The 17,808-nt window shown below is 40.7% G+C and carries 17 protein-coding genes; 7 read left to right on the top strand and 10 right to left on the bottom strand.

From position 1 onward, the window contains the following. Nucleotides 1-135 precede the first annotated feature (135 nt). Nucleotides 136-1,047: a helix-turn-helix transcriptional regulator gene (locus tag EL17_RS01315; RefSeq protein ID WP_035069049.1), complete on the top strand. Its 912-nt coding sequence runs from the start codon at nucleotides 136-138 to the stop codon at nucleotides 1,045-1,047. On the opposite strand, the gene EL17_RS01310 is transcribed toward EL17_RS01315, so the two are convergent. Genes EL17_RS01310 through EL17_RS01290 form a run of 5 tightly spaced genes read right to left on the bottom strand, consistent with a single transcriptional unit; the run spans nucleotide 1,044 to nucleotide 5,249 of the window. Beyond that, nucleotides 1,044-1,907 carry a 5-oxoprolinase subunit C family protein gene (locus tag EL17_RS01310; protein WP_035068912.1) on the bottom strand — a complete coding sequence of 288 codons (864 nt, stop codon included), beginning with the start codon at nucleotides 1,905-1,907 and terminating at the stop codon, nucleotides 1,044-1,046. The genes EL17_RS01315 and EL17_RS01310 overlap by 4 nt on opposite strands. Then, nucleotides 1,900-2,598, bottom strand: coding sequence for a 5-oxoprolinase subunit B family protein (locus EL17_RS01305; protein WP_051719694.1), 699 nt, complete (start codon nucleotides 2,596-2,598; stop codon nucleotides 1,900-1,902). Before EL17_RS01305 ends, EL17_RS01310 begins: the two co-directional genes overlap by 8 nt. Then, nucleotides 2,595-3,317, bottom strand: coding sequence for a 5-oxoprolinase subunit PxpA (gene pxpA / locus EL17_RS01300; RefSeq protein WP_035068910.1), 723 nt, complete (start codon nucleotides 3,315-3,317; stop codon nucleotides 2,595-2,597). Before pxpA ends, EL17_RS01305 begins: the two co-directional genes overlap by 4 nt. Next, nucleotides 3,314-4,549, bottom strand: a complete 1,236-nt coding sequence (locus EL17_RS01295) for an Nramp family divalent metal transporter (RefSeq protein WP_035068908.1) — start codon at nucleotides 4,547-4,549, stop codon at nucleotides 3,314-3,316. The genes pxpA and EL17_RS01295 overlap by 4 nt, the downstream gene beginning before the upstream one ends. 16 nt (nucleotides 4,550-4,565) lie before the next feature. Next, complete coding sequence (locus EL17_RS01290) at nucleotides 4,566-5,249, bottom strand: DUF2490 domain-containing protein (protein WP_051719693.1); 684 nt, start codon at nucleotides 5,247-5,249, stop codon at nucleotides 4,566-4,568. A gap of 234 nt (nucleotides 5,250-5,483) precedes the next feature. On the opposite strand from EL17_RS01290, the gene EL17_RS01285 reads away from it, so the two are divergent. The 4 genes from EL17_RS01285 (at nucleotide 5,484) to EL17_RS01270 (ending at nucleotide 9,936) form a co-directional block, all read left to right on the top strand. Continuing rightward, nucleotides 5,484-6,152 carry a tetratricopeptide repeat protein gene (locus tag EL17_RS01285; protein WP_240485907.1) on the top strand — a complete coding sequence of 223 codons (669 nt, stop codon included), beginning with the start codon at nucleotides 5,484-5,486 and terminating at the stop codon, nucleotides 6,150-6,152. Between the two features lie 103 nt (nucleotides 6,153-6,255). Further along, complete coding sequence (gene trkA / locus EL17_RS01280; RefSeq protein ID WP_035068906.1) at nucleotides 6,256-7,602, top strand: Trk system potassium transporter TrkA; 1,347 nt, start codon at nucleotides 6,256-6,258, stop codon at nucleotides 7,600-7,602. A 3-nt stretch (nucleotides 7,603-7,605) separates the two neighbouring features. Further along, complete coding sequence (locus EL17_RS01275; RefSeq protein ID WP_035068903.1) at nucleotides 7,606-9,057, top strand: TrkH family potassium uptake protein; 1,452 nt, start codon at nucleotides 7,606-7,608, stop codon at nucleotides 9,055-9,057. A 66-nt stretch (nucleotides 9,058-9,123) separates the two neighbouring features. Further along, a complete protein-coding gene (locus EL17_RS01270; protein WP_051719708.1) occupies nucleotides 9,124-9,936 on the top strand; it encodes a PhzF family phenazine biosynthesis protein in 813 nt (270 codons plus the stop codon). Here EL17_RS01270 and EL17_RS01265 read toward each other — a convergent pair. The 4 genes from EL17_RS01265 to EL17_RS01250 all read right to left on the bottom strand — a co-directional run bounded on the left by EL17_RS01265 (nucleotide 9,933) and on the right by EL17_RS01250 (nucleotide 16,207). Further along, complete coding sequence (locus EL17_RS01265) at nucleotides 9,933-11,687, bottom strand: ATP-binding protein (protein WP_164674890.1); 1,755 nt, start codon at nucleotides 11,685-11,687, stop codon at nucleotides 9,933-9,935. The genes EL17_RS01270 and EL17_RS01265 overlap by 4 nt on opposite strands. Before the next feature lie 238 nt (nucleotides 11,688-11,925). Further along, entirely contained in the window at nucleotides 11,926-14,376 is a 2,451-nt protein-coding gene (locus EL17_RS01260; RefSeq protein WP_035068897.1) for a ligase-associated DNA damage response DEXH box helicase, read from the bottom strand. Then, complete coding sequence (locus EL17_RS01255; RefSeq protein ID WP_035068895.1) at nucleotides 14,366-15,958, bottom strand: ATP-dependent DNA ligase; 1,593 nt, start codon at nucleotides 15,956-15,958, stop codon at nucleotides 14,366-14,368. Before EL17_RS01255 ends, EL17_RS01260 begins: the two co-directional genes overlap by 11 nt. Before the next feature lie 3 nt (nucleotides 15,959-15,961). Then, entirely contained in the window at nucleotides 15,962-16,207 is a 246-nt protein-coding gene (locus tag EL17_RS01250) for a DUF7218 family protein (RefSeq protein ID WP_035068893.1), read from the bottom strand. Nucleotides 16,208-16,347: 140 nt separating this feature from the next. Between EL17_RS01250 and EL17_RS01245 the strand changes: the two genes are divergently transcribed. Continuing rightward, nucleotides 16,348-16,866 (top strand): hypothetical protein, encoded by a 519-nt coding sequence (locus tag EL17_RS01245; RefSeq protein WP_035068891.1) that lies wholly within the window; start codon nucleotides 16,348-16,350, stop codon nucleotides 16,864-16,866. A gap of 366 nt (nucleotides 16,867-17,232) precedes the next feature. On the opposite strand, the gene EL17_RS01240 is transcribed toward EL17_RS01245, so the two are convergent. Beyond that, nucleotides 17,233-17,451 (bottom strand): DUF3820 family protein, encoded by a 219-nt coding sequence (locus EL17_RS01240; RefSeq protein ID WP_035068888.1) that lies wholly within the window; start codon nucleotides 17,449-17,451, stop codon nucleotides 17,233-17,235. 183 nt (nucleotides 17,452-17,634) lie between these two features. Between EL17_RS01240 and EL17_RS23375 the strand changes: the two genes are divergently transcribed. Then, complete coding sequence (locus EL17_RS23375; protein WP_164674889.1) at nucleotides 17,635-17,781, top strand: hypothetical protein; 147 nt, start codon at nucleotides 17,635-17,637, stop codon at nucleotides 17,779-17,781. Nucleotides 17,782-17,808: the final 27 nt, after the last annotated feature.

The following is a 17,808-nucleotide window of genomic DNA, read 5'->3' as shown; positions in this document are numbered from 1 at the left end:
GCCTCCTGCCGGATTCATTTTTTATAACCAAATATCTGAAGGCGTACTTTAAATTCTTGTATTTTGACTATATGTGTCAAAAAAATAATGGTTATCCATATTAATATTATCTTAGATGCCTAAATGCAATATGATATGGCAAAGGAAAACCAGATAGAGCAGCAGAAGATCCTAAGAGTATTTAAACTCATCAATTTATTAAAGACTAATGCCGGAAAGTCAGTCAAAAGATTAGGTGAATCACTTGATACCGATCCCCGTACTGTTTACCGCTATTTTAATCTTTTGGAAGCTCTAGGATTTCAGATCGAGAAACAGTTTGGTAAATTCAGAATAGTGGATAGAACGGATAGTTTGACAGATTCCTTTTATGGTACCTTTACAGAGGAAGAATCTGCATTTTTGGCCCAGGCCATCTCAAAATCCGGTAAAAAAAATCTACTCAAAGAATCTATTTTGAAGAAAGTCATTGCCCGCTCACCATTGGAACTGGGTGCCCAAAGAATATTCAATGCCAAGCTCGGGGTGTTCGTAGATGAACTGGCTGAGGCTGTAAAGCGTAAATATCAGGTGGTGTTGATAGATTATTATTCTTTGAACAGTGATTCGGAGAAAAACAGGAGGATAGAGCCTGTGGGCTTTTCAAAGGATTATGAATACATACATGCCTTTGAGGTCGAAACCAAATCTATGAAAAAGTTCAAACTAGAAAGGATCAGTGAGCTCGAAGTGACGAGTAAAAAGCATCAATACGAAAGTCTGCACATCGGGTATGGAGATGAATTTTTTGGTTTTTCTGGTACTGCCAAATATCATGTAAAACTTAAACTCTCTAAAAAAGCATATCAACTATTGATCGAGGAATACCCAGAAGCCAGGCCGTTTACCACGACGGCCCATAGGCAGTTTTATTATTTTGAACATGATATAGCGGAATTTCCAGGTATATCCAGGTTTATATTAGGATTGCCTGGGGAGGTGCAGGTAATGGAAGGCGATGAATTAAAGGCATTTTTAAATGAGCAGCTGACTAAACAAAGGTTTTAGAATGTCTTCAGACTAAATCTAAACGTAGCACCTATGGACATTTGCCCAAGGTAATTAAGATGCTCTTCCTTGATTTGAAAGATACGCGGATAGCCTCCTGTCACCTGGGCGTCTCTCATTAGCAGGATTAATTTTCCAGCAGGGGTCAATTGCACCGTGCCTGGGAAAACAGGGTGTGTGAGTATTTGGGGTAAATGATTAGGTAACCTTTCCTCTAGGATGATCGCCATTCTGTTGCTGTGCAGGGATATGGTATACCTATTTTGAAATATTTGACCTTGAACTTCTTCATTTAATAAGGAAAACTCGGGCCCCGGATATACGTCAATAGGGCTATCGTTTATCCAAGGATATGCAGGTTTTACGCGTGTGGTGGGAAAGGTGACGGGAAGGGGATTTGAATCGTATGATACGGTATCAAATTTTAGGAGCCGTTCATGGGGGGTTATGCCTTTGGATTGACTCCTGCTTCTCAAGATAAATTCAGAATAAAAGCCTCCCTTGATAGCCATATAAGATCTCAAACCATGCTTTAAATACCCTATCTGCAGCACATCTCCTTTTGATATAGAAAGCCAATGGTGATTTGCCTGCTTCCATGCTCCTTTATTTAAAGATACAGGAGTGATGGCACCCGAGAATAAAACGATGGTTTCATCAGAAAATTCCAGCACAGGTCCTGATTGGGTGATTTCTAAACAGGCTGCCTCCGCAGGATTTCCCAGCAGGAGGTTGGCCATCGAATGAGCATACTGGTCCATAGCACCTGCTGAAGGAACTCCCAAGCTGGAGAATCCATACCTGCCAGTATCCTGGATACTGGTAAATAGACCTGGTTGGAGTAAGGTGACCCTAGCCATTAGCGGTATCAGGAATTAACCCTGTGTTCTGATTTTTTATTTTCTCATATTCATATTCGTCTATTGGATAAAATCGGACTTTATCACCCGTATTTATCCTTACCAAGGGATACTTTTTTGGATCAAAAATTTTTATGGGGCAGCTTCCTATGATATGCCAGCCGCCTGGACTCTCCAGAGGATAGATGCCGGTTTGTGCTCCTCCTATGGCTACAGCACCTGGGGGCACCATGGCATCTGGATTTTGCTTCCTAGGGTGATGAAGGCTATGATGCAGACCTCCTAAGTAAAGGAATCCAGGCATGAAGCCGTAAAAATGAACACGGTATTCCTGCATGGTATGTAATGATATAATTTCCTTTATAGATAACCGTAATGCAGAGGATAGACTATTTAGGTCTTTTCCATTATAATAGACAGGTATAGGCCAGCAGGCAACCTTCATGTGGTCGGGTACATCCAGTATTTCATAAAGCTTTGATAGTTGCGGCAGTACCACTGATCGGTCATAGGCATACCTGAAATGCAGTGAGAGACTATGGTATCCACTGGCGCAGTCTTTTAGATCATCTTTATAAACTTTGCTCAGTACTTTTTGAAATGCCAGTATCTCATACAGCGTCTGGTCGTTGACATTAGGTTTCCATGATATTTCCAGGATATATGGTGATATACAATAAAAACTGATCATAAATTAGCATTCCAGTGTTGATGGATAGCTTTGGCAATGGACTCAGCATGGGGGTGGTCTCCATGGATACAGATCGTATCAGCTTTAATAGGCTGTGATTTACCACTCAGTGTGACTACCTGGTGCTGGTTCATCATATTGTCTATATGGGCAAGTATGTCCAGAATATCCATTTTCAAAGCCTCTGCATGGCTTCTGGGGATAAGGCTGAGATCATCGGCGTAGTTTCGGTCAGCAAAAGCTTCTGACCAAACGCTGATGCCATATTCTTTAGCCAGCAAAGATATGACTGAGGAAGGTGGGGCAAATAGGATAAGATGAGGAAAATGCTGTTGCATGATCTTTAAGATCACTTTGGCCGTATCTGGGCTTTTGGCTGCCTGATGATATAAGGCTCCATGGGGTTTGATATGGTGGATAGTAACGTTTGATTGTATCGCAGCCATCTGGAATGCGAGCAATTGGTCCAGAAGGCTTTCTTCCAGATCTGCAAGCGACATAGGAATGTCCATTCTGCCAAAATTTTCCCTGTCAGGGTAAGACGGATGGGCCCCGATTTTTAAACTGTACTGCTTAGCTTTTATCAGTGTTTGGGCTAAGATTGCCCGATCCCCGGCATGAGCTCCACAGGAGATGTTGCAACTGGTAAGATAGGGCATAATCAGTCCATCTGTTTCCATCCCTTCTCCCAGATCACAGTTAAGGTCTATATGATTCATATCCAGTCTTCAAGTACTTTTAACACACTTCTGCTTCCCAATATTAAGGTAATGATCCATATGCTAAATCCCAATATATTATGCCTCCATTTATTCTTATGTTTACCCAAGATACTGTACTGGTTAACTAAATACAAAATGTAACCAGTCACCAATGGGAGGAGTATACCATTAGTCAATTGGGCAAATGTGATGAGTTCTACAGGTCTGATGCCCAAAGAAGCCAGGGCCAATCCGGTCAATAGTATGAGGCCCATGGTGATTCTCATAGGGGCAGACTTTACATGCTGTGGCCATCCAAAGCAGCCACAGACGACAAATGCTGCAGCCAAAGGAGCTGTCATGGCTGAGGTGATTCCTGCAGCAAATAGTCCGATGGCTATCATATACTTGGCCGCATGGCCATACATAGGCGTAAGGCTTAACGCTAGATCTTTAGCACTGTTGACTTCCTGGGCCTGACTGGCAGCGGCCGTGATCAAAATGGCCAGAGATATCAATCCGCCCAGAATGATACTGACTATGGTGTCGAGCCTGACCGACTTTAGATTTTCAGGCCTGCTCCATCGGTCTGCCACCAGTGCGCTGTGCAGAAAAAGATTGTAAGGAACCACAGTCGTCCCTATAAGAGCTACTATAGTAAGCATATTGTCACCAGATAAGGTAGGGGAGAACCCTCGCATAAGATCAGTAAGAGATGGTCTGGTCATAAATGCAGCTGTGATAAAGGATATGCTCATTATCACCACCAGCACCATCATGACCCGTTCTACCAGCTTATAGTTTCCGGCATATAAAAATACTCCTGACAGCAGCCCGATCATTAAGCTGAATATATTGATAGCAAAGCCATAAGAGGGTATGAGGGGCAGCTCAAAGATCAGTTCGGCACCCATGGCGCCACCGGTAATATTGCCGGCCTGATATGCTGCATTACCAAAGACAACAGCCATAATAACCAAGCCTATAGCTAGGTATCTGGAAAGTGGCTTTTGGAATTGCTCTCTTATTATAGAGGCAAGGCCTTTCTTATAGACCAGCCCAAGCCTTGCTGCCATTTCTTGCAAAATTACCGTTGCTATAACAGAAAGTGCCAGGGTCCAAAGGAGTTCCAGTCCATAATTTACCCCTGCCAGCGTACAGACCGTTACTGTTCCGGGGCCAATAAAGGCCGCAGTGACTAAAGAACCTGGACCAGGCGCATATTTAATTTTTCTGAACTCAAAACCCATTTTGCTGGATCATATCTTATTTTCCCAATAGGTATAAATTTGAGGTAAGCATAAGCTGGAGATATCCTTTGGTCACATTGGCAAAATTCTGGGCCATATAGCCTGCCTGAAGATGAGTGGAGGTAGTAAACTGGTAACCTATAGCACCATATAGCCTGTTACGGTCATATGGCTGATCTTCAAAATGGAAGAATATTTCATTATAGGCAGCCAAAAACACAGTCTTAGGCTGCATCCTGACTTTATTAAGAGGCAAAGTGGCCAATAACCTGTACCTGATCCTGTTCCTGTAGCGATCCCCTACGAAACGCTGTTCCAGTCTACCCCTGTGCTCCAGGGCCACTCTGCCAAGAGCATGGAAGTATAGCCCCTGTTGCCAGATCCGGTGCTCCACTACCTTTCTTCCCCCTGCATCGGTAGTGGGATAGTTTTCTATATACCCATATCCAGCAGTAAGCCATAACTTATCTGAATAGTGATAATTAAACCCTGTCCTGATGAGCAGCTGTTCTCCTCTTCCCGCCACATCATAAAACCGGTCCTGGACTTCATTGTGCATACTCCATTTGTCATGGAAACGTATCCTGTTAAAAACCATGATCCAGCCACCTATTTCATTATTGACGATGTTCTGGGAAAAAGTAGGTAAGGAATATAGCGCTAATGCCATGGCCAGTCCCAAAAATTTTATATGCTTCATGCTTAACTTTGATTAATCTTTCAAGTTCGTAATTTTTTTGAATCTATACATGAAATGATGGGTTTGTAGGGGAGATTATTATTTAAGAGGTAAAAACCTTAAGACCTTTCAGAGAGCGGATGGTGGTTGTTTTGACATTGGCAGTAATTTTTGGTAATTACATTAATTGTTTATTTATTAGGGAAATTTAAGATATATAAAGGAACGGAAAGTCATTTGATCCGATTATCAAGCATGATGGATAAAATTATTTTAACGGTAAGTTTGCTATTGGTAGTGGTGTTTCATGCCGCTGCTCAGAAGGAATATGAAGTAAATATAGAGGATAGGGAAGAGGCCATATCACTGACTCAAAAAGGTCTGCAGCATATAGAAGCGGGGAACTTTCTGGCCGCCATAGCCGATCTTGAAAAAGCCATTTCAGTCGACGGGACGTTTCATCCTGCCTATATCAATCTTTATAAAGCCTACAATCAAACTAATGTAGACAAATCCAAATTACTCACCATACTGGAGGAAGGCACCTATATATTTGAGGAAGATGATGAGTTGACCTATTATCTGGGTTACCTATTTTATGAAAAACAGGATTATGCCCATGCGATCAAACTGTTTACCCGTGCCATAGGATACAGCAAAATCAACGGGGAGGATTTTCATCAGGTATATGGTTACCATTTTAATAGGGGGAATGCCTATTTAAAAACAAAAGAATTTCAAAGAGCCATTACCGATTACGATTATGCATTGCAATTAAGTCCGGGAAATCCAGATATTCTGACCAATAGGGGCATAGCTTATTATCAGGTCAAAAATAAAGATGAAGCCTGTAAAAACTGGAATAAATCTGTCTCTGAAGGTGGCATGACGGCTCAGAAATACATTAAACAATTTTGTAGGTAATATAAATGGTTCTGAATGGTTAAAGTTGACCTGTTATAGTAATGATTGGTAAATATGTGATAAATTTGCCCTTGCTTTAATAAATAATTATTAGGATCCATTTATGGGTATGAATATAGTAATAGCCGGAGCGGGAGATATGGGATATCACCTTGCGGAACAATTAAGTTTCGAAAACAAGGATATCATCCTGATCGATACGGAAAAAGACATACTCGATAATATTTCCAGCAGATTGGATGTCCTGACCATATGGGGAGATTCTGCCTCTATAGATATTCTTAGAAAAGCCAATGTAAACCAGGCCAGTTTGGTATTGGCAGTGACGACTTCGGAAAAAACTAATCTGGTGACTGCGATGCTGGCCAAGCAACTAGGGGCAAAAAAGGTGGTGGCACGTGTAAGAAACCATGACTATCTAGATGTAAATAATCAGGAATACTTCCGCAACCTTGGGATAGATTCCATCATTTCTCCTTCGATGCTTTGTAGTACAGAGATAGTGAAGATGATGAAAAATTCTACTTTTTCGGATGTGTTTGAGTTTGAAGGAGGAAAACTGAATGTAGTCGGGCTTACTTTAGACAGGTATTCGCCGCTGATCAACAAAAGACTTTCAGATTCCAGTACAGATCCGATCTTTGAGGACATCAGGATCATAGCGATCATCAGGGATCAGATTACACTCATCCCCAAGGGGGATACCATCATCAGAAACAATGACCACGTATTTTTTATCAGCAATAAAAAAGCGGTAGACTCTATAAAAAAACTTATCCGGCATAAGGAGATCAATATAAAAAATGTAATGATGATAGGGGGGGATGACCTCGCATTTTCCACTGCTATAAAGCTAGAAGCCCATTACAGACTGACACTTATCCATAAAGACAAAGAAAGGTGCAAATGGCTCAGTGAGCGGTTATCAAATTCTTTGGTCATACATGGGGATTACAAAAATGTGGATTTGCTTATAGAAGAAGGCCTTGAAGAAATGGACGGATTTTTGGCCCTTACCGAAAGTTCTGAAACCAATATCATCACGAGTCTGAGCGCTAAGAACCATGGTGTGTATAAAACCATAGCCCATGTCGATACGCGGGAATATATCCATATATCACACAGTATAGGGGTAGATTCCCTGATCAATAAAAAACTGGTGGCAGCTAACCAGGTAAGCCGATACCTTCGTAAGGGGAATGTGGAAGCCATATCCGGGATCTACGGCGTAGAGGCTGAATTTGTCCAATATGTAGTGACAAAGAATAACCGGCTTACAAAAAAACCTTTGATGGAACTTCACTTTCCTAATACAGCCATAGTAGCTGGTGTAATCCGCGGTGAAGAAGTCTTTATTCCAGATGGTACCTTTACATTGGAGATAAATGATAAAGCTATTGTCTTTGCGCTGCCGGAGGCTAAACCAATTCTTGATAAACTTTTCCATTGATCGATGATCCATTATAAAGCTATTGGGAAAATAATTGGCGTCTTATTGGTATTGTTAGGGATTTTGATGCTGCCCAGCATTGCTTTCTCCGTATACTATGGTAGCAATGATCTGATGGCATTGGTATATTCCGCCATCATTTCAGCCTTAAGTGGTGGACTGATGTTTTCGTCATTTGCCAAACAGGATGAGAATATAAGGAAAAGAGAAGGATATCTTATTGTATCTTTGAGCTGGATATTCATGTCTATTTTTGGGATGATTCCCTATCTTTTCAGTGGGTCTATTCCCTATTGGCCTGATGCAGTATTTGAAACCATATCTGGATTGACCACCACTGGGGCCACCATCCTGGAAGATATAGAGTCTGTACCGGTGGGTATCCTGACGTGGAGAAGCATGACCCAATGGATAGGAGGCCTTGGTATAATCGTACTGACGGTAGCCATATTCCCCCTTTTGGGCATAGGGGGTATTGAGCTTTTCGTGGCAGAATCTCCCGGGCCCACTTCTGATAAACTGCATCCACGCATCAGGGAGACTGCCAAAAGATTATGGTTTGTCTATGTGGGACTTACTTTAGTCCTTATGGTGCTTTATAAACTGGCGGGGATGTCAGTTTTCGATGCGGTAAACCACGCTTTGACCACCATGGCGACAGGAGGGTTTTCTACCAAAAATGCAAGTATGGCGCATTTTGATATTCCGGCTATCCAATATATAGCCATTGTCTTTATGTTTTTGGCCGGCACCAATTTTACCATTATATATTTCGGACTAAAGGGGAAGTTTAGACAGGTATGGGCAAGCGATGAATTCCGTACTTATCTATTTGTAGTCATTTTTATAGTGGTAGTATTGACTGTACCTATTTATTTTTTGACATGTGACCCAATGGAAAAAGCTTTTAGAGACGCCCTGTTTCAGGTGGTATCTTTAATCACTACTACTGGATTTGTTACGGCAGATTACCTGTCTTATCATGATAGTTTGGTGATTATTTTCTTCATGTTACTTTTTTTAGGTGCCTGTGCAGGCTCTACCAGCGGCGGAATAAAATTTGTCCGACACCTGGCATTTGTCAAAAACAGCTATCTGGAATTTAAAAGGATCGTGCATCCCAGAGCAGTGGTGCCACTGAAAATCAACGGAGACAGGGTGACAGGAAAAGTGATCACCCATATTATGAATTTCCTATTAATTTATCTCGCCATATTTGTTTTTGGCACTATAGTGATGTCATTGGCCGGCTATGACCTTATTACTTCATTTGGTTCGGTAGCTACCTCGCTTGGAAATGTGGGACCGGCGATCGGACTGGTAGGCCCGATGGATAATTTTGCTTTTTTCTCCCCTTTTGCAAAATTATTTTTATGTTTTTTGATGCTTTTGGGAAGATTGGAGCTTTTTACCATATTGGTTTTATTTACACCTTATTTCTGGCGGGCTAATTGATCTGCTATATCTTTTTATAAGTTAGTGCGTATCCATATTAGGAAGTTGTATTTATAAATGAATGAAATGTCTATGATATTAAACGGTCAAGTGATTGCTGTTTTTACGGATAAAAAAAGGGGATATACGGGTAACCCCGCGGCATGTATCTACACCAAGACTCCTTTGACAGAGGAGCAGATGCAGCACGTCGCAAAGAAAAACAAACAGCCCGCCACTACTTTTTTATGGCCTGTGGAAGGTCAAGATGGCCATTTCCATGTAAGGTGGTATGCAGTAGATGACGAAATCATCCTTTGTGGTCATGGTGCTGCTGCAGCGGCTATTTTTTTAGGTAAAAAATTTAACGCTCACGATCCATTTACACTGCACCATAAGAAGGGTATAATAAGGGTGCAGTGGCAGATGACGGATACATTTATCATAGAGTTGGAGGCTATACATCTCTTGGAAGAGATAGATGTACCCGACGCTATAGAAGAGGGATTGGGGATACCTATTCTAGCTATGTACAAAACTGATGGTAAACACATCATCATGGTGGAAAGTGAAAGGATTTTATCCAAAATGAATCCTGATTTTGAAAAACTTCGGAACAGTGATATTTTCGGGTATGCCGTTACCGCTCCAGGTCTTGAAGTGGATTTTGTAAGCAGGACTTTAGTTCCACATGTGCATCAGTTAGAAGATCATGCCACTGGATCATCCCATGCAGCACTGGTACCATTCTGGGCCAAAAAGTTAAAATCAGATGATCTGTCTTCTTTGCAGTTGAGCAGAAGAGGCGGAAAATTTATATGTAAGTTTAGGGAAGATCGAAATAAGGTGTACCTGGAAGGGAAATATAAAGCCATAGAGACATTTACGGTAGAAATTTAAGCTTTTGGAAAGGTGAAATAGAAGGTGGTCCCTTCGCCTTCTATACTGTGCAGCCAGATTTTGCCATTGTTCTTTTCTATTAATTCTTTGGAAAGGATCAAGCCCAAGCCGCTGCCTTTTTCTTTATGGGTACCGGTGGTGGTAAAAAACTTGTTGCTGAAAATTTTGGATAGGTTCTCAGCGGCTATGCCTACCCCTGAATCTGAAATGATGATCTTCCAGCTGTCACCTTCATCTTCGGCATCTACGATGATGTTTCCGCCTGCGGGGGTGAATTTTATGGAATTGGTCAATAAGTTTCGCATCACAATATCCACCATTCCTTTATCCGCTTTTACCAATACATCTTCTCTTATGTGATTATCTATGATGATATCTTTTTTTCTTGATAAAGGGTCAATAAATTCAAAATTATCTGATAAGACCTGTTTGATCTTTACAATTTCCGGGAGGGTCTGCATTCCCTGCATTTGGCTTCGGGACCAAATCAATAGGTTTTCCAGTAGAATACTGTTATTTCCTACATTTTGACTGACCAGGGGAATGACATCCCTAAACTCCTCAGGTGACAGTGTATCTTCTTCTAACAGTTCGATCATTCCTCGTAATGCATTAAGTGGTCCTCTCAGGTCATGAGCCAATATGGAAAAGAGTTTATCCTTGACACTGTTCAGCTTATCCAGTTCTTCTGCCTGTTTTTGTATTTCTTTTTTCTGGGCGTCCAATAGCGCCAGGTTGTTTTTTTCATTTTTATAGGAGCGGTAATAAGTCATGGTCAATGTAGTGGCTAGAATCAAAAGAAGGATTAACCCTGAATTGACATACTTTTTTAAAATATTTTTGTCAGCCTGTAGCTGCCGGTCCAGTTCCAGCGCCTTTATTTCTGCATCTTGGCTTCTGATTTTATGGTTGGTAAGGTATTGGTTAATTCTTTCCTCAAAAAGCAATTCCTTACTTTGGGAATATTCTAAATTATATTGATAAGCTGATTTATAATTGCCTATGGAGGCATAGTATTTGGATAGTCCCTGGTAAATAGGCAAGATAACTTCCAGTGAGGGGTGTTTTTCATGTAGAGCCAAAGCTTTGTCTGCGTATTGTAGTGCTTTATCTACTTCTCCCTCATTATAATACAGTAATGCCATCCGTCCGTAGATGTTCAATTCTCCGCGTGGGTATAGGTCTTTGACTTTAGTGAGGTATAACTGGTAATCTGCCAATGCCTCTTCATACATTTTCAATTCACCGTAAAGATCACCACGTTTCAGGATGGCTGTCAGGTATTCCCGGGTATCTTTATTCCCATTGCTTACAGCCATGGATTTGTTGATAGCATCTATTGCTTTATCATATTGGCCCATTTCTCTGAATACTGTACTGAATCCATTATAGGTATATCCTAATCCCACTGGATAATTGATATGGGTGAAAATCGCTTCTGCTTTGGTATAGTAGGATAATGCCTCCTCTTGTAATCCCTGATAATTAATGATTTGTGCTAAATTATTATAAGCATATCCTTCTTCTATCTTATTACCGGTTGCTATGGATATATTAAGGGCTTCTTCATACAGTTCGAGTGCATTTTCCTGTAAATCCAGGTTTCTAAAAGTGACGCCGTACCTGTTTAAATTCTGTGGCAGGTATTTATGGTCATTTAATTTCCTGCTTAAATTGATGGCCTCTAGGTAAAATTTTTGGGAGGAATCTGAGTGATGGATGTACCAGGCAAATTCAGTCAATAATCTCAATTTAACCGTGTCTTCTTCTAATGATTTAATACGGTCATAAAGTAGGGAAATCTTGGTATCCTGGCTATATGAAATGCTCGGCCAGAAAAATAAACATATGCACAAGCATAAAAATAAAATACTGAAATACTTCTTAACCATTCAGATAATAAGATTTATTTCCCCCTTTGGGAGAATTTTGTGAATGCAATTTATAACTAGATATAACGATAACAAATTTTTATATATAAAGAAAAAATTATTTTATCAGACGGGCCTGCATCTTTAATACCCTGTCTTCCAGACTTTCGGAGCTGAGTGTGGACCTAAGTCTGTCCACCATAATAGGGAATGCAAAAGGTGTAAACTTATTAGTGTATTTCAAGATAATTTTTTGGTCGTTTATCCTTTTTACAGCTTCGATAAGACGGTCGTGTTCCATTTGCATGGTCAAAGCTTCTTTTTGTGCCTGCTCTAAAAGTAAATTTTCAGGATCATATTCCTGAAATACTCCGTATAAAATCCCGGAGGTAGCCTGAAGGTGTCTGTTGGTGATGGGTTTACCTGGATATCCCTGAAATACCAGTCCAGCTATGGATGCAATATCCCTAAATTTTCTTTTAGCCATTTCACTTTCATTGATACTGGTTAAAATATCCTCTTTAAGGTTATGCAATGAAAACAGGTCTTCAGCTAGAACATCTTCAATAGGTATGTCACTGTCAGAAAGCAGTTCAAATCCATAGTCATTCATGGCAATGCTAAAACTGATGGGGTAGCTCACACTAATTCTATAAGCTATGAGTGCTCCCAAAATTTCATGGACAAACCTACCTTCAAAGGGATAGAAGAATACATGGGTACCTTCTTTTGAGATGGTTTTTTCAATCAGCAGGGTGCGCTGGTCAGGTACCAGGGACAACACTTTTTGAAGTTCTAAAATAGGTTGTATCGCTGTGATTTCAGCTGAGGCCAAAGGATCATTTCCGGCGAGTTCAAGTTCTTCTCTGAGCATTTTGGACATCTGTGAAGAAAGGGGCAGTCTTCCCCCCATCCATTTGGGTATGGTATTGGTTTTCTTTTTTGATCTTCTCACCAAAACGGTCATGTCTTTTAACATGGCATATTCTAGGCTCTTTCCTGCAAACCAAAAAACATCCCCGGGCTTCATCTTAGCTATAAAGCTCTCTTCCACGACTCCCAGATAGCCCCCGGTCATGTACTTGACTTTCAACATGGGGTCACTGACTATGGTCCCCATAGAAAGGCGGTGCCTCATGGCTATCTTTTTGCTGGTGACCTGATACCTTCCTTCGTTAGAGATTTCTACCTTTAGAAATTCCTCATATCCACCCAGGGATTTTCCACCCACTGTCACAAATTCCAGTGACCACTCATACTCTTCCAATGTGAGCTCTCTGAATGCATAAGTATCTTTAAGCAAGTGAAACATTTCATCTCTGACAAAGCCTATACCTACTGCTATGGTCACCAGAAACTGGACGAGTACATCAAAGCTTTTCTCCATAGGATACTGTATTTCGTATCTTTCCTCTGCTATGGCATGACGCAGTGCACTTCCTTCTATAAGTTCCAGTGAATGCGTAGGAACAAAAAATATTTTACTGGGCAATCCGGGCTGATGTCCTGCCCGTCCCGCCCTCTGCGCAAATCTGGATATTCCCTTAGGCCCTCCTACCTGTATCACTGTATCCACTGGCCTGAAATCCACACCCAAGTCAAGACTGGAGGTGCAGATAACTAATTTCAATCTGCCGTCATGGAGTGCCTGCTCCACCCAGTTTCTCACATCATTGTCCAGTGATCCATGGTGCATGGCTACCAGACCAGCCATATGAGGTGCCTTTTCCATCCATTTTTGATACCATATTTCTGTCTGTGATCGCGTATTGGTAAACAGTAGGGTGGTCTTGCTTTCTTCTATGATTGGAAAAAGTTTCTCTATCATTTTGACACCCAAATGACCGGACCAAGGGTATTTTTCCACTACATCCGGGATAATGGATGTTATGATAATTTCCTTTTTAATGTCTGCCTTTATGATATTTAATTTAGGGGCATTTGGGCCCAGCAATGCAGAAAAAGCTATTGGCATATTTCCTATAGTGGCTGATATGCCCCATATTTTTGGAGGATGTTTTAGCAGGGTTTTAATATAACTCAAAGCGAGCTGAATCTGCACCCCTCTTTTATTGGCCAGGAGTTCATGCCATTCATCTATGACTATAGCCTTCAGGTTGGTGAAGATCGCAGGATTATCTTTTTGGGTCAGCAGCAGGTGCAGGCTCTCCGGTGTAGTGATTAAACATTCAGGCATTTTCTTCTTCTGCTGCGTCCGTTCTTGGGTAGATGTATCACCATTTCGTATAGAAACAGTCCATGGCAGTCCTATCTCCTCACATACAGCTGTCATAGCCTTCTGGATATCTCTGGCCAGTGCCCTCAAAGGGGTAACCCAAATGAGTTGCAGCCCATTTTTTTTGGGCTTTCTCCAATCTGGGTTTTGCTGTATATACTCTATCAGGACCGGTATCCATAAACTGAATGTTTTTCCACTTCCTGTGGGGGCATTTAAGAGCCCGCTTTTTCCTGATAGGTAGGAATCCCAAGCTTCATATTGGTAGGGAAAAGGTTTCCAGCCTCTGGAACCAAACCATTTTTCTAGAATTTGCTTAGCATTATCCTCCATATAATTTCAAATAGTCCTTTAAATCAGATAGTGTATTAGCTTCTTCTGCTTTTTTGTCCTTTCTCCATCTCGCTATCCGCGGAAACCGTAAAGCTATACCTGACTTATGCCTGGAGCTTTGCTGAATTCCCTCAAAGGCTATTTCAAATACTAAAATGGGATTTACGGTTCGCACAGGTCCAAATCGTTCTTTGGTATTCTTTTTTACAAACTGATCCACCTCTCGCATTTCTGCATCCGTCAGCCCTGAATAGGCTTTGGCAAAAGGCACCAAATTAGGGCCATCCCATACGGCAAGCGTGTAATCCGAATACAGGTCGGCCCTTCTCCCGCTTCCTTTTTGAGCGTAAAGCATTACGCCGTCTATAGTCAGTGGGTTTACCTTCCATTTCCACCACCCGCCCCGTTTTCGGCCTACCTCATATGCAGCGTCTTTTTTTTTCAGCATGAATCCTTCTGCCATCATGGTACGGGATGTCTCTCTCAGTTGCGCTAACTCTTCCCAGTGCTTAGCCTCTACCAGGGTGCTCAATTCGAGCCTGTCATGCGGAACGGTAGCTTTAATATGTTCGAGGATATCTCTTCTCTCTTTCATGGGTCTGGATCGGATATCTTCCTTATTCCATTCCAGCGTATCGTATGCAATAAAGGAGATAGGAGCGCTCTGAAGGATTTTTTTTGAGAGTGATTTACGTCCTATCCGGGTTTGAAGCACGCTGAAGGGTAATGGATGCCCATCTATAAATGGAATGATTTCACCGTCCAGTACTGTGCCATCAGGTAAGCTTTTACCCAATGAAACTAATTCCGGAAACTTATCAGATACCAGTTCCTCACCCCTGGACCATACGTATACTTCCCCCTCCCTATGGATGAGTTGTCCCCGAATACCATCCCATTTCCATTCTGCCTGCCATTCGGATATATCTCCCAAAAGTTCAGGCTGTATTTCCAGCGGGTGGGCCAAAAAGAAGGGGTATGGCCGTGAGAGGTTATCTTCTTTGTTTTCATATAAGATTAAATCTTCAAATCCTATTTTCTCTGGAGACCACTGGCCCATTATCCGATGCGCTACCTCGGTTTTTTCCATCTGGTATGCCTCTGCTATGGCCCTGGTCACCATTTGTTGGCTGACACCCACCCTAAAGCTACCGGTCATCAGCTTAGTAAAGACAAAGCGTTCGTTTTTGTTCAATACTTTCCATGCGGCTTTTATTTTATCTTTTTTCGCAGCATCATCCAAGCCTTCCATTTGCTGCAGATAATTGATCCAAAAATGTAACGTTTGATCATCTCCTTCTTCGCCTGGGGGGAGGAGTAAAGATATGGTCTCAGCAAGATCGCCTACGGTATGGTAGGATTCCTGAAAGAGCCATTCAGGTACACCGGAAATTTCCTGACACCATTCTTTCAGCCTGGTAGTAGTTACCTGGCGTTTTGGCCGCTTATGGGTAAATAGAGCCAGGGCCCATAGTTTATCTCGATCAGGGGCTTTTATAAAATAATCCTTAAGGGCAATTAATTTATCTCCTGTTTTATTAGAAAGGTCCAGCTGTGCAAATAAAGTGGCAAAAAGCTTCATAGGCTAATGATTCCTCAAAGCATCGATCAATTCCCCTTTGTTCATTTTGGAATACTTTTCAATTCCTATTTCTTTAGCTTTATCATAAAGGTCATCTTTGGTCCAATCCTCATATTTTGGTGCTTTTCCTCCCTTTTTACCTGTTTTGCTACTATCTGAATTGGCTATGCGGGCGGATTTCTCCTTAGAATATCCCTGGTCCCTGAGCGCTTCGTATTGTTCTTCGTTTTTGATTTTGCTTTTAGCCATTATCCTTGATATTTATAGGTTTACATGAGTTGAAAACATACCCTCATGTTTTTAGGATTTATTATTTTGTAAGCCAAAATAAATGCCAATAGTTTAGCATTGGATTTTTTAGTATTTTTAATTAACCAAAACATATAAGCATGCAGTCAAAATGGAGTAAAATAATAGTTCTATGGGTAATTGGTATCATATGGGGCTGTAGTTCTGAGGAAGAGGGGATTTATACCCAAAACCAGGTGTCATATTCTTTAACGGCTGCGAGTGATTTCGATATTCAAGGCATGGCACATGTACGGGAACTTAGAACTGGAGGTATAGAAATTGAGTTGGTTTTAGAAGGGCTTACATCTACCGAAGCTTATTTTTATCCATCTCACCTACATTATGGACCATATGATAGCCCTAATGCCCCCATGGCCCAAATGCTGTCACCTGTAGATGCCCGTACCCTAGTTAGTAAGACCGTCATAACTACCCTTCATGATGGCTCCATCATGGACTTTAATAGGTTCTTAAGTTTTGATGGTCATATTAAGGTGCATTTGGCTGAGGATGGGCCTGATTACGAAGTTATACTGGCAGTAGGTAACGTGGGAGCCTATAATGAGAGGGTCGTGGATTTGTCAAAAATTGCTGTTTGTTCTCCCTATACCAATTAAAAGCCAACATTAACTTTAGGTTTTATTTACGGCTATAAGACGTAAATAAAACATTTATATCATTCAATAGGGGAGATATGGAGGGTTCATTATATGATAGCATTATTATAGTATGATATATAGATCATTTTTCAGCGATTATATACATAAAAAAGTAGATTGGAAATAAAAAAATGTAATTACTCTTTGTTTTATTAAAATCAGTATTTATATTTAACACGATAAACAACTTGATTTTTTACTTTAACCTCAAACATTGTGAATGGTCGTAGACCATTCACATTTTTTATATATGGCCTTTTATAAAAGTAACTGTGCGCTACTATGGATAAGGTAATACCGATAAACACAGAAGGTCTATTTAACTTATTTATACCGCTTCTTCAGTTCTGTGATTAAATGGTCCAAACCATTAAGTTTTATTTCATACATGGTACTCAGCCACATTCCCAATTTACCTTCAGGGAATCCCTGCCGATGAAGCCAGATAAGATAATGTTCGGGAATATCACATATCAGGCTGTTTTTATATTTCCCAAAAGGCATCCGTTTTGTCACAAGATCTATCAATATTTCATTTTGCATGTATAAAGGTAAACATTAAGTATACATGAAGTGATTGTGATCTTATTAATAATTTAGAATAATTATATATAAGTACCTAAAATTTATATTTAAACCTTAAATTCCTACTAAAATGTATTTAAATATTATTTAGATCAATACTAAATTTCATATTATAGAAACTTTGGATAAATAGGGGCGTTTATGAAGTATAACCAAAATAAAAAAACCATGAAAACCTTAAAAAAAGAATCAGCCGTTAATGAATGTCCAGTTTGTCACGCCTCTGCGGTAGAACCATGTAAAAATCCAGAGAAAAAAGCATCTAGAGAATGTCCCAGAGTAAAATAAATTTACTCGCAATCATAATATAAAAAG

The organism is Anditalea andensis (assembly GCF_000714815.1).
GTDB lineage: Bacteria > Bacteroidota > Bacteroidia > Cytophagales > Cyclobacteriaceae > Anditalea > Anditalea andensis.
Note: the sequence above shows the minus strand (reverse complement) of the source record. Positions and strands in the feature narration are given on the sequence as shown.